The sequence below is a fragment of the Luteolibacter flavescens genome (genome assembly GCF_025950085.1).
Lineage (GTDB): Bacteria > Verrucomicrobiota > Verrucomicrobiia > Verrucomicrobiales > Akkermansiaceae > Haloferula > Haloferula flavescens.
The window spans coordinates 85,563-97,671 of record NZ_JAPDDS010000020.1 but is presented as its reverse complement, the minus strand read 5'-3'; the positions used below and the strand labels follow the sequence as shown (position 1 = coordinate 97,671).

At 64.6% G+C, this 12,109-nt stretch carries 13 protein-coding genes; 4 read left to right on the top strand and 9 right to left on the bottom strand.

Annotated features, from left to right (window positions below):
• Positions 1–31: 31 nt before the first annotated feature.
• From OKA04_RS23210 to OKA04_RS23190, 5 genes are all read right to left on the bottom strand, one after another.
• Complete coding sequence (locus OKA04_RS23210; RefSeq protein WP_264503618.1) at positions 32–853, bottom strand: protein-disulfide reductase DsbD domain-containing protein; 822 nt, start codon at positions 851–853, stop codon at positions 32–34.
• Between the two features lie 121 nt (positions 854–974).
• Entirely contained in the window at positions 975–2,450 is a 1,476-nt protein-coding gene (locus OKA04_RS23205) for a sulfatase (RefSeq protein ID WP_264503617.1), read from the bottom strand.
• A gap of 178 nt (positions 2,451–2,628) precedes the next feature.
• On the bottom strand, positions 2,629–2,994 hold the full coding sequence (locus OKA04_RS23200) for a YkvA family protein (protein ID WP_264503616.1): 366 nt from the start codon (positions 2,992–2,994) through the stop codon (positions 2,629–2,631).
• 9 nt (positions 2,995–3,003) lie between these two features.
• On the bottom strand, positions 3,004–3,297 hold the full coding sequence (locus OKA04_RS23195; protein WP_264503615.1) for a DUF5076 domain-containing protein: 294 nt from the start codon (positions 3,295–3,297) through the stop codon (positions 3,004–3,006).
• Between the two features lie 18 nt (positions 3,298–3,315).
• Positions 3,316–4,071, bottom strand: a complete 756-nt coding sequence (locus tag OKA04_RS23190) for a PspA/IM30 family protein (RefSeq protein ID WP_264503614.1) — start codon at positions 4,069–4,071, stop codon at positions 3,316–3,318.
• A 146-nt stretch (positions 4,072–4,217) separates the two neighbouring features.
• Here OKA04_RS23190 and OKA04_RS23185 point away from each other — a divergent pair, with 146 nt between their 5' ends.
• Both OKA04_RS23185 and OKA04_RS23180 read left to right on the top strand, forming a co-directional pair.
• Entirely contained in the window at positions 4,218–5,099 is an 882-nt protein-coding gene (locus OKA04_RS23185) for a uracil-DNA glycosylase (RefSeq protein ID WP_264503613.1), read from the top strand.
• Positions 5,100–5,151: 52 nt separating this feature from the next.
• Positions 5,152–5,631, top strand: coding sequence for an asparaginase domain-containing protein (locus OKA04_RS23180; protein ID WP_264503612.1), 480 nt, complete (start codon positions 5,152–5,154; stop codon positions 5,629–5,631).
• Between the two features lie 13 nt (positions 5,632–5,644).
• Here the strand turns inward: OKA04_RS23180 and OKA04_RS23175 are convergent, their stop codons facing one another.
• Positions 5,645–6,634, bottom strand: coding sequence for a UbiA family prenyltransferase (locus tag OKA04_RS23175; RefSeq protein WP_264503611.1), 990 nt, complete (start codon positions 6,632–6,634; stop codon positions 5,645–5,647).
• Positions 6,635–6,775: 141 nt separating this feature from the next.
• Complete coding sequence (locus OKA04_RS23170; protein WP_264503610.1) at positions 6,776–7,015, bottom strand: hypothetical protein; 240 nt, start codon at positions 7,013–7,015, stop codon at positions 6,776–6,778.
• A gap of 250 nt (positions 7,016–7,265) precedes the next feature.
• Here OKA04_RS23170 and OKA04_RS23165 point away from each other — a divergent pair, with 250 nt between their 5' ends.
• Together OKA04_RS23165 and OKA04_RS23160 are read left to right on the top strand one after the other, a co-directional pair.
• On the top strand, positions 7,266–9,371 hold the full coding sequence (locus OKA04_RS23165) for an ATP-binding protein (protein ID WP_264503609.1): 2,106 nt from the start codon (positions 7,266–7,268) through the stop codon (positions 9,369–9,371).
• Positions 9,368–10,006, top strand: a complete 639-nt coding sequence (locus tag OKA04_RS23160) for a response regulator transcription factor (RefSeq protein WP_264503608.1) — start codon at positions 9,368–9,370, stop codon at positions 10,004–10,006. The genes OKA04_RS23165 and OKA04_RS23160 overlap by 4 nt, the downstream gene beginning before the upstream one ends.
• Positions 10,007–10,017: 11 nt before the next feature.
• Here the strand turns inward: OKA04_RS23160 and eboE are convergent, their stop codons facing one another.
• Both eboE and OKA04_RS23150 read right to left on the bottom strand, forming a co-directional pair.
• Positions 10,018–11,166 (bottom strand): metabolite traffic protein EboE, encoded by a 1,149-nt coding sequence (gene eboE, locus OKA04_RS23155; protein ID WP_264503607.1) that lies wholly within the window; start codon positions 11,164–11,166, stop codon positions 10,018–10,020.
• Between the two features lie 115 nt (positions 11,167–11,281).
• Positions 11,282–12,100, bottom strand: a complete 819-nt coding sequence (locus OKA04_RS23150; protein WP_264503606.1) for a class I SAM-dependent methyltransferase — start codon at positions 12,098–12,100, stop codon at positions 11,282–11,284.
• Between the last annotated feature and the right edge of the window lie 9 nt (positions 12,101–12,109).

Here is a 12,109-nt window from a genome sequence, read left to right as displayed (position 1 = left end):
CCAGGGGGGCGCCCAATGGTTGAGGGCAGCCTTAATTTGGCGAAAGCTTGAGGGCGGTGGAGGTGACGTCTTTTTGCCAGCTCTTTTCGGCGGTGATGACGCCGACGGGATTGCTCTGATCCTTGGACTGTTTGGAGAGTGGCAGTTCCATTCGGATCTGCTGGCCGGGTCCTCGGGTGACCTTCTGCTCCTTGTCAGAGTCGATCTGACCGTCCGCAGTGAAGAAGCGGAGATCTCCCAAGTCGTTCGCGTCCCGGGTGAGCGCGGGGTCCTTTGGCTTGAGTGTCAGGATGATGAACTCTTGCTCGCGGGTGAATTCGGCATTCCATGCATCGTCTTGCGCGGGAAGCTGTTCCCGGAAGCGATCAAACAGCGGCTTCTGCGCGGGATCGACGGCGTTTGTGGGGGCGACAGGCAGCGTGATGGTGAGCGGAACCTTGGATGCCGGGTGGCATTGGGGACCGCAGCACATCCAGGATACGCGGGCAGTCAGGGTGACGCTGGTGGTAGAGATCGCCGGGGGTGGGGTGATGGGAACCATCAGAAGGGTTTCTCCCCGATACCCTTGGGCGGTGTACCGGGCCATCTTCACCGTCTCCGGTGCTGGCCACTGGATCTCGTCCGCGGTGAAGCCGGAAGGAAGATCCCATTCCACGCTGGTCGCGAGACCGACGATGCCCGGGTGCTTCCAGTAGGTGTGATATCCGGCGGGAGGCTTGAGATGGATTCCGAGGGTGAAGGTCTTTCCGGCCGCGATCGCCTTGTCCTCGGATACCAGCTTCACGGACAGCGGATTCTCCGCCACGGCGATGCCGGAAAAGATGAGGGCGATGGCAGCGAGGAGTGGTTTCACGGAGTCGGCTACGGGGCGAACGGCGGAAAGTCATCGCGATTTCCCGGGAAAAGAAAAGCCGGGGAGGCATGATGCTTCCCCGGCTTTATCATGGAGATCACTTGATCCGGATCGCGCCCGCCTACTTGCGACGGTTGATCGGGCGGGGCTTTGCCTCGGGATGCCGGGCGAGGATGGCGCGGAGTTCCTTCACCACTTCAGGTTTCTCCTGCGCGAGATTCTTCGTTTCGCCGGGATCGGTCTCATAGTCGTAGAGCTCGAAGTCCGCCTCGTCGGATGGCGTGTCCGGCTTCTTCCACTCCACCAGGCGATAGCGCTCGGTGCGAATGGCGCGACCGATGCGGCCCTCGCCCCGCGGAAATGCGTGCGTGGCGTGATCGCGGATCCGGACGGCGGGATCTCTCAGCACGGGGACAAGACTGAGGCCATCAATTGGCTGGGGGACTTCCGGCTTCGGCAGACCGGCGAGCTCCGCGAGGGTCGGGTAGATGTCCACGGTCTCGGCAAGTTGCTTCGTCGAGCCGGGCTTCATGCCGGGGGCGACGATGAACATGGTGATGCGGTTCGCCTGCTCGTAGTTCGTGTGCTTCGTCCAGAAGCCGTGATCGCCGAGGTGCCAGCCGTGATCGCTCCAGAGCACGACGATGGTGCTCTTCGTGAGATCGAGCCGGTCCAGCTCATCGATCACGCGGCCGAGTTGGGCATCCATGTAGCTGGTGGCGGCGTAGTAACCGTGAATCAGCTTGCGTGCGACCTGGTCGTTCACCTCGCCATTCGGCTTCACGGGCTTGAAGTTCGAGATCTCGCCACCGCGCTTGCCGGCGTAGGGCGGGGCTCCCTCGGGCTGCGTGCGGACGGTCGCGAGCTGGAACTTCGCGGGGTCGTGGAGGTCCCAATACTTCTGCGGAGCCGAGAAGGGCAGGTGCGGCTTCACAAATCCGGCACCGATGAAGAAAGGCGTGTCCTTCCGCTCCTTCGCAGCCTGCAGACGCTTGATGACCTCGGTGGCAGTCCGGCCGTCCGAGTAGCCGTCATCCGGCGTGTCCACGGCTTCCCAAGCGTGTCCACGGGGGAGCTTGCCGATTTCACCGAGCTTCTGATTGGTGAAGTAGGCTTCTTCGCGGGTAAGCTGGCCGTTTGCGGAATTCTTCGGGTCGAGGTATTCGACGACCTTGGGGATCACGGTGGGCACGTCCCAGGAAGCGGTATCGTCGCTGTTGCCGTGGCCGGTGTGTAGGATCTTGCCGACGGCTTCCGCGCGATAGCCGTGCTTCATGAAATACTGCGACAGCGTGACCGCGTCCGGGATGGCTTTCCGGAAATTCGTGGAGAGATCGTAGATCCCGAGCGATGTCGAGCGGGAGCCCAGCATCAGGTTGTTCCGCGAGGCGGAGCATACGGCCTGGTTGCAGTAGGCGAGGTCGAAGCGCATGCCGCGCGCGGCGAGCCGGTCGAGATTCGGCGTCTTGGCCAGCGTGTCTCCATAGCAGCCGAGCGTCGGCTTCAGGTCATCCACGCAGATCAGCAGCACATTCGGCTTCTTCGCGGACGATACCACGGGGACGAGGGAGATCAGAGCGAGTAGCAGTCGTTTCATGACGGGCGGGCGAGTCGGGAAAAGATTGAGGATAGGCGGGGCCGGGGCGCGATCCACCGGCGATCCCGTCAGCCGTCGAGCGGATGACTGGCTTCTGCCGGATCTCGGGACGGCCTCGCGAAGAAGAGTGTCGCGAAGATGGAAAGTGTTCCCGGAAAGGTGGGACCCGACTTGAAACTCAGTGCCCTTTTCGCCCGAAAATCTTCTCCGTCAGCACCGCGGCGCGAATCTTGTGCTCGTCTTTCACGTAGGCTGCCACCGTGCCCAGAGCGGCCACCAGAGCGGCCCAATCGTCTCCATAGCCCGCCCCGGGGATGATGTCCGGGACGAGGTCCGTCGGGAGAATGAGGTAGCCCAGTGCGCCGACGATGACGCCCTTCGCCCAAGCCGGCGTGTCCTTGTCGCGCAGGCAGTGGTAGAGGGTGATGGCGGAGAGGACGGTCTTCCGCCCGGCGACGAGCGCGCAGCTCGAAATCTTCCGCCACAGGTTATCCGGCGAATACCAACGCTCGGCGCGATAGCGGGTGGGAAGGGCTGAATTCATGGGTTCTCGTTAATGGCCTTCGACCTCAGACGACGGATCAACCAGCTCGGCGAGGAACGTGGCGCGGATCTTTGAGAGTTCAGTCTCACGGGAAGCCCCGTACCGTTGACTCAGAGCGTTGGCCACATGCCTCGCGGCATCGGCCAGGATCACTCCCCACGCTTCGGATTCGTCGTGACCGGCCTCCTCGTAACAGCCGATGTTGATCGAGACGTTGAGCTTCCCGTGAGCCGCCCACAGTCGCAGCATTTCGGTGGCCTTGGGGTCACCCGCGACTGTGTAGGGTGGATCTAGCTCGTTCACGGGGCGAAATGGTTCTCCCTACTGGCTCACCGGGCCCATGGTGCCTTGGCCCTGGGCGGGCGGGGCCTCGGAGGCGGCGGTGCCTTGCTTTGGCTGGAGTTCGATGCCTTCCGCGGCGGCGAAGTCGGCGAGGGCCATGTCGGCAAGGGCCTTTTGCTCGGCTTCCTTCACCACGGTGCCGCTCATGTCCACGCTGTCGCGGGCGACGCGGGCGCGGCCTGCGGCCTTGCTGCGCTCGTCCTCGACCATTTCTTCCAGACGGTTGAGCGTGTCGCCGGAGCCGCCGAGCGAGCCGACCATGCCGGCGGCCATTTCATTGAGCTCGGCCATCGCTTTCTGGACCTTCATATCGTCGATGCCGCGGCGGAGGGACTCGATCTTGTCGCGGGCAGCCTTCACGGCCACGTCGCGGGCGCGGACGAGTTCCTTGTAGCGGGTGTCGGCGGACTCGAGTTGCTTGGCCAAGTCCTCGTGCTGCTTGTCGACGGTCTGGTAGCGCAGGGCCATCTCCGCGGCAGCCTCGCGCTGACCGGCCTGCAGGAGGGCCTTGGTCTTCGCCTTCAGCTCGGTTTCCTCGGTATTGAGCTTCTTCACCTGGCCCATCAGGCGCTCGACGAGGCCGGCGTGGGCGGCGAGGCCCTGGTTGAATTCACTGATCTGCTTGCGCAGGTTTTCCTTTTCCACCTCAAGCAGGGCTTCGGGGTTCTTCTTCTCGATTCCTCCGATGAAGAGGCCGAGGAATCCTTTGAACAGATTGGCAATGCGGCGGAACATGGTCGGCAAATGCGTTTGGCGCGCTCGCAAGATGGGGGAAATCACGGGGGTGGGGCAAGTATAAGCCTGCCGGGTGAATTGGAATCACCCGCGGCTCCGCCAAACCGTCATTGCGCGGCCGCCGCAGGATGCCTAGCGTCCGGCCCGTGAGCCGACCGGTCGATGCCCTGCTTGATTTCCTCCGAGGGGAGGAAGCGCGCGGCGTCACGCATATCCACCTGGATGATGACGCGAAGGCCCTGCTCCGCGAACTGCATCGTCGTGCCCGGGCGCCGAAGGCTGTGCCTGCCTCTGCCGCCGTTGTTTCGCGCCCTGCGGAATCGGTGGCTGTGGCGGAGAGACCCGCGGCTGCCCCGGCAGAGAAGACGGAGCTCTTCGTGCCGGAGATTTCCGCCCCGGCGGCGGGCAGTGCCGCGGAGAGGATTGCGGCGCTCGCAGCACAGGCGGAGAATTGGGCCCCGGCCAGGAAGCTCGGCACGCTGCGGACCACGATGGTCTTCTCGACGGGAAATCCGGAGGCAGACCTGATGCTCGTCGGCGAGGCTCCAGGCTATCAGGAGGAGCTTCAGGGCGAGCCTTTCGTGGGTCCCGCCGGGCAAAAGCTCAATGACATCCTGAAGGCGATGGGCCTTGCCCGCGAGCAGACGTACATTTCGAACATCGTCAAATTCCGCCCCGCGACGGCGGGGCAGACGACGAACAACCGGAAGCCGACGCTGGAGGAGATGGCATCCTGCCTGTCCTTTGTCCGCACCGAGGTGGAGATCGTGAAGCCGCGCTGCATCGTCGCTCTCGGCGGCACGGCGGCGGAGGGCTTGCTCGGGCTCACCGGCTCGGTCTCCGCGATGCGCGGGAAGTGGTATGAATTCAACGGCATCCCGGTGCGTGTGACCTATCACCCGTCCTACTTGCTCCGTAGTACTTCCGTCCGCGACAAGCGCGCGGTGTGGGAGGACATGATGGAGGCGATGGAGAAGCTCGACATGCCGATCTCGGAGAGGCAGCGCGCGTTCTTCCAGCAGCGGTAGGGGCTTCGCGCCATCGTCGGGACTTGGAACTATTTCCTTCTCACTTCATCCCATGCTTCTCGTCCTCACCACCGGCGGCACCATCGACAAGGTCTATTTCGACGCCTCGTCCGAGTATGAGATCGGCGAGCCGACCGTGCCGCTCGTCTTCCGCGAGTCCGGCGTCGGCCTGGAGTGGCGGCTGGAGCCGCTGCTGCGGAAGGACAGCCTGGAGATGACTGATGAGGATCGCGCGGAGATCCGCCGCGCCTGCGCCGAGGCTGCCGAGGAGAAGATCCTCATCACCCACGGGACCGACACGATGAGCCTCACCGCGGAGGCTCTGACAGGTCTGCCCGGGAAGACGATCGTGCTGACCGGAGCGCTCGCGCCTGCTCGCTTCCGGGTGACGGATGCGATCTTCAATCTCGGCCTCGCGCTCGGTGCCGTGCAATCGCTACCGCCGGGCGTGTATCTCGCGATGAACGGGACGATTTTCCCCGCTGGCAAGGTGAGGAAGAACCGCGAGGCAGGGAGATTTGAAGCGGTTTAATCCCAAGGGGGAATCACGTCGCGGGGGCGAGTTTTTGCAGGGCACGGCCGAGGATGAAGGCGGTGAGCGGGACGGCGATGACGGTCCAGGCCAGTGAGGGGTTCACGACGGCATTGCCGGGCGTGAAGGCGAGGTGCAGGGCCAGTGGAATGGCGGCTGCGGCATCGACGAGCGGGATGCCTGCGAGGAGGGCGGAGACGTAGCGCGGGATCGGCTTCTTGAAGACGGTGAAGCAGAGCGCCAGCCACGCGGCATAGGGGATGATGCCTGCCAGAGCGAAGTGAGGTTTTCCAATGGAGAACCAGCACGGCATGGCCAGCATCGGAAGGAAGAGCAGTGCTTTGGAAACCCTCCGAGGCCCCGGCGGCGCATCACCCATTCCCTCGTAGCGCGCCGACAAGGAAAGTCCCGCGATGTAGGCAATCATGCCTGTAGCCATGGTGGCGATGAATGCGATCCTGATCCAGATATAGAATTCGGTCACTCCGCTGCTTGAGAAATTCTCCACGACGGTCGGCAGGAATGCCGAGAAGCCGAGGGCGTAGAGGAATGCCCGGCAGAGTCCCATGGGCAGCACCGCCCAGATCACCCGCTTGTGAAAGTAGGTGTAGATCGCGACCAGCGCTGCAATGATGATGGCGCAGATGCCGCAGTAAGTATTTTCGACGAAAGCGCAGGCGATGCCGGTGGCCATCGCGAGGCACGCGGCGATCAAGTAGCTCGATGGCTGGAATAGCCCGGACGGAAGGGCTCTCTCGGGCCGGCGCTCGCGGTCCCATTCGCGATCAAACCAATCGTTGGCGAGATTGCCGGAGAAGTAGAGCAGCAGGCCGGAGGCGCAGAGCAGGGCAATGCTTTGCCAGCGGATCATCTCCACATCCTGAGGGAGCCACGAGCCGTAGAAAGCGTACCAGCTCGTGATGTAGCCCAGCCAGACATTGCTGACCACGCTCGGGCCATTGGCGATGCGCAGCGTGGCGAGCAGCGGGCGGAAGCGGGACATCGCGAGGCTTGTAGCGGCGGCACCCCGGGCGGGCAAGGGTTCCGACTCCCAATCCGAATTCCAGAAACGCTCGCAGTGAAAAGAAGAAGCCCCCGGTCCACGGGGGAGCGGGGGCTGAAAACAGGGCGGGAAGCGAGGCGATTACTTCTTGGATTTCTTCGCCTTGGTCGCTGCTTTCTTCTTCTCCTTCTTGAGGCCCTTCAGCGCCTTCTTCGCCTTGCTGGCTTCCTTCTTCGCGGTCTTCACGGCGGCTTTCGCGGCCTTCAGTTTGCTCTTCGCCTCCTTGATCTCCGCCTTGGCGGTGTCGGTCGCCGTTTCGGCAGGGGCGGTGGCTGCTTCAGGGGCTGGCGTGGGTTCCGGCTGATTTTCTTCGGTGTTCATATCGCTTTTGGCGGAAGGAAAGTTGCGCCAGTCGTTGAGGTTGCTCGATTCCGCAAGAACTGGCGGGCGACAAGTTTGTCACATGGTATCATTCCGCCAATCACGCAATTGTGACAATAGGCGAGGCTGTCACGCCGGGGTGGAGTCACATGAACATGCGACTCTTGCAACGGGGGGCATGCGTGACACGCTGGAGCAGCGGGAAACAGCGACTCGGCGAAGTTCGCCTGAATCGTGCCCGTGCGAGGCGATGTATTCCAGAGCTGCCATCATCTGCACCCTGCTGCTGGGTGGCGTGACCCACGCCGCGCCGCTGCTGCCGCTGCGCGTGGTGGAGTCGTCGAAGACGGAGGAGGGCCACCCGCTTTCCGAGCTGGTGGATGGCGACGTGAATCCGGGCAACGGCCTCGACATGGCAGGCGGGCAGGACAGTGAGCAGACGATCATCTTTGCGACGGAGGCGCCGGTTACCGCGCAGGTTTTCCAATTCACTACCTGGCACGTATCCGAGGAAAAGGGGGCCTACCCTGCCGCGTTGGAATTCTCGGTCACGTCGGACGACCGGCCTGCGCGCGATGGGAATTGGAAGCCGCTGAAGGCGAGCCTGGTGATCACGGATACCTTTCCTGCAAGCCCGCACCTGGTCCGCGCGGTCGATGACTTCATCCACATGGGCCCCGGTCTGGAGCACGTGCTGCTCACGGTGCGCGCGCCGAATACCCTGACCGGCGTGACCGGATTCCGCCTGCGCTTCCTGACGGCGGAGACCGGGCAAGGTGATGCGAAGGCGATCGGCCGGAGCGACCGGGGGAATTGCGTGATCAATGAGTTCCAAGTGCAGCCGGATCCATTGCGCTCGTCAAATGTGGCGCTGGGCCGGCCGGTGCGTGCATCCGGGCCGGTATGGTTGCCGGAGTATTACCTCACCGATGGGGTGCCGGCTTCCTTCTCCCATCCCGGGCGGGACTTCCCGGCGCTGAATTTCCACTACGAGATCGATCTCGGCACCTCCCGCACCATGGACTACATCGTCCTGAGAAGCCGGGTGGACGATGTGGAGCCCTACCGCCTGGGGAACTACGAGCTGCAGCTCTACGATGACGATGGCACCGGCCATCCGGGCGAGCTGCGCTGGAGCGCGCGCATGCGGCAGGACGGCTCCCACGTCCCCTCCGGCGGGCGGGATCTCATCTCGGCGGAGGACGGGGCGGGCGAAAGTTTTTCCGGGCGCTTCCTCCGCATCGTGAATCTCGTCGAGGCGCTTTACCGACCGCAGGTGGGGGAGCTGGAAGTCTATCCGATGCTCTATCCACAGGTCGCCATGGTGAGCGTGGACGGTCGCAGCATCGACCCCAGCGAGGAGCTGCCACCCGGGAGCGGGCAGCTTGAATTCGCGCTGATGGCAGGCCCGCACGATCCTTCGCCGGACCTGCTGGACTTCCGCTGGCGACGCACGGACGTGGCGAATGCCCCATGGGTGGAATGCCGCAGCGGCGAGCGGATGACGATCGCTTGTCCGCACGCGGGCATCTATCCCATCGAGTTTCAGGCCCGCCATACGGATGGCCGGTGGAGCCGTCAGGTGCAGAGGCATTCCTTCATCGTTCCGGCCCCGTGGTGGAGGAGTCCGCTGCGGCTGGGCATGCTGGCGCTTTCATCGCTCATCGCCATCGCGGGGATCGCGTGGTGGGCATCCGTGCGGCGGCTGCGGCGAAAGCTGGAGCTGGCCCAGGCGGCGCGGGCGATGGAGCAGGACCGGCTCCGCATCGCGCGCGACATGCACGATGACATCGGCGCGCGCCTCACACACATGGCGCTGCTGGCGGACCGTCTGAAAAGGGCACCCGACCCCGCTCCGGATCTCCTGGTGAAGCTCGCCGGCGAAGCTCGCAATACCGTGGGCGCGCTCGACCAGATCGTGTGGGCCGTCAATCCGCGGCACGATACCGTGGGCAGCCTCGCGGACTACCTCTGCGACCATGCCAATGATTTCCTCGCGGATGCCGGGCTGCACTGCCACTTCGACATGCCGGCGGAGGGGCGGGATGCCCTGCTGCCATTTGCGATCCGCCATCCGCTCCTGATGGCCGTGAAGGAGGCGCTGCAAAACGTGGTGAAGCACGCCGGGGCCAGCCGCGTGGCTCTTTCCATGGCGACCACCGCGAGGGAGATCCGGCTCACGGTGAGCGACGATGGCAAGGGCATCGCCGCGGGTGATGGCCAGCCTGCATCCGGCGATGGCCTCGGCAATATGGCGGGCCGGCTCGCGGAGATCGGCGGCTCCTGTGAAATCGGTCGCTCTTCTTCAGGAGGCACGCTCGTCACTCTAACAGTTCCTTGGAATCACGCTTCATGAAGCCCTGCACCATCAGCATCGTAGAGGACAACCAGCCGCTCGCGGAGGAATTGCAGGCGCTCTTCGATAGCCAGCCGGACATGGCGGTGCTCGATGTTTTTCCATCGGCGGAGATCGCTTTGGAAAGACTGGCCGCCCCCCTGCCGGAGATGCTGGTGGTGGACATCCGCCTGCCGGGCATGAATGGCGTGGAATTGATCTCCGCGCTCAAGCGGACCTTCCCCGACCTGCCTATCCTCGTGCTGACGATGTACGACGAGAGCGACCTGATCTTCGACGCCCTGAAAGCAGGAGCCTCGGGCTACCTGCTGAAGCGCGCCACGGGCGACGAGCTGTGCGATGCCGTGCGGCAGGTCCGGCAAGGCGGCGCGCCGATGTCGCCGAGCATCGCGCGCAAGGTGGTGCAGTCCTTCCGCGCACCGCCGAGTGCGCCCGGCCCGGAGGCGACGCCGCTGTCACCACGGGAGGAGGAAGTCCTCGGCCTGCTGGCGAATGGAGCACTCTACAAGGAGATCGCGAGCACCCTCGGCATCAGCATGGATACCGTCCGCACACACCTGCGGAGGATCTATGACAAGTTTCACGTGCACACGCGGACCGAGGCGGTCGTGAAATATCTCGGCCAGCGGAAGTAAGCAAAGCCGGGTCACGCGGGATTGCCACCGAGCACCCAGCGGTACTCCGCGGCGATCTGCTCCTCCACCGGGCGATGCATTTCCGAAGGAAGCACGCCCCAGGTGTAGGTCTCGATTTCCCAGTGTGCGCACAGGCCTGGCACCTCCTCGGCGAGCATGAGGGCGTCGCGCGAATTCTGGTTCGTGGACTTCAGCGGCTCGGCGGGTTCGGAGTCGAGCGGGATGTGGAAGTGGACACGCCATTGCTCGGCATCCCGACCGTCCTCGGTATCCAGGGAGGCGATGCCGTCCGGCAGATCCGTGAAGCGCTCGATGCGACCGTCCGGATGGCGGGCGAGCACCTGGTGGAGGAAGGTAGGCTCGTCGAAGGCGCTGATGGCCTCCACCGCCGCCGGGATGCGCGGGTCGAGCGCGAGCGCGGCGGAGAGGTGGATCTTCGACAGGCGCAGGCCTTCCCCGCGGATGGCATTCAGCGAAGTACGAGCATCCTCGTACTGGAGAGCGAAGTGGCAGCAGTCGTAGTTGATGCCGATGCGACGCTTGATCTGCTCGTGGTCCGGCGCGTCATCCAGCAGGCGATCAAAGAAGCGCAGGGTCTCCTCGGTATTCTCGAAGTGGCCGCGCGGCTCCGGCTCCAGGCCGAGGTGCAGGTCGCGGCCGGAGACGTCGCTGAGCGCGTCAAGGAAGGCGGCGAGCTCGATGAGCTGGGCGCGGATCACCGTTTCATCCGCGCCGAATTCCTTGAAGGATCCCGGCAGGGTCGAGACGGAGCCCTCGATGCCTTGCGGGACGAGCTCCGAGATGATGGTGAAGAGTTCCTTCGTGTATTCGAGGCGTGCCGGGTCGGTCCAGTCGGGGCGGAAGACATTGCGCTTCACGAAGGAGCCCGCGCGGAAGTCGCCGTAGGGGAAGCCATTCAGGCTGCAGACGTAGGTGTTGTTCTCCGCCAGCCAGTCCTTGAAGCGGACCAGCCGGTCCCCGGCCAGCAGCTCGGCGGCGGCGGTGGCGGACAGGCGCAGGCCGATGGCATACGGCAGGCCCGGGGCGACCAGGTCGCGCACGCGCAGGGCATGGGTATCGAGCGCCCGGAAGGTGCTGGCCCAGTCCTCCGCTGGATGGATATTCGTGCAGTAGGCGAGGTGACCGTGGGGAAAGCGCATGGGTGGAAAATGATGGAATCCGGCGGCGGGGCAAGGGCGGGAACGCCGCGCGTGCCACACGCCGCCCGCTGAACGTCCGTCGGGACGCGATTCTTGCAAGCGCGGGCCGCGGGGGTCAGCGCGTGCGCCGTTTCACCGCCGTCGCTTTCCTGGCCGCGGGCGGGCGCTTGCGGGCGACCACCGTCACGATCTGCGCCTCGTCATCGACGGGCAGCTCCGGATCGAAGTCGGCCAGCGCGTGGACGGCCTCGAAGCCGGATTTCTCCAGCATCCCGCGGAGTTGCCGCGGCGTGAACCATCGCAGTGTCTGCGAGGACAGGTGCTCCGTTTCAAGCGATCCATCCGCGGCGAAAAGCTCGTAGCGATGCTCGCGCTCCAGCACGCGGTTCTTCCGGTCGAGCCGGTGCCGCGTGTGGACGGCGGCGGCGCGGCCGTCCGGGAGCGATGTACGATGGTCCTCGTACCATTCTCCCTCGGGCAGCTCGCGATGAAGCTCTGCCATGGGGATGAAGACGCTGAGGTAAAGCAGGCCGTCCTTCTCCAGCAGGCGATGGAAGTGCGCGAGCGCCGCCGCAGGATCGGGCGCGAGCTGGAAGGTGAAGGCGGGCAGGAGCAGCGAGTGATACTTCTTTCCGGAGTCGAAGACGGTCATGTCCCCCTCGTGCAGCACGGGCGCGAGCGAGAGGTCCGCGGCGGATTTCTCGCACATGGCCAGCATCTCGCGGGACAGCTCCAGCCCCTCCACGTCGTGGCCTTTTTGCAGGAGCGGCAGCAGCAGGCGCCCGGACCCGCAGCCGATCTCAAGCGACGTGCCCGGGTGGCCGCGCAGCAGCTCGTCCAGCATCGCAAGCTCCACCGGCTCGCCTTCGTCCGCCCAGAAGGCATCGTGCAGCAGGGCTTCGAGGGATGTGTAGGCGCTCACACGGCGGAGCATGGCCCGGTC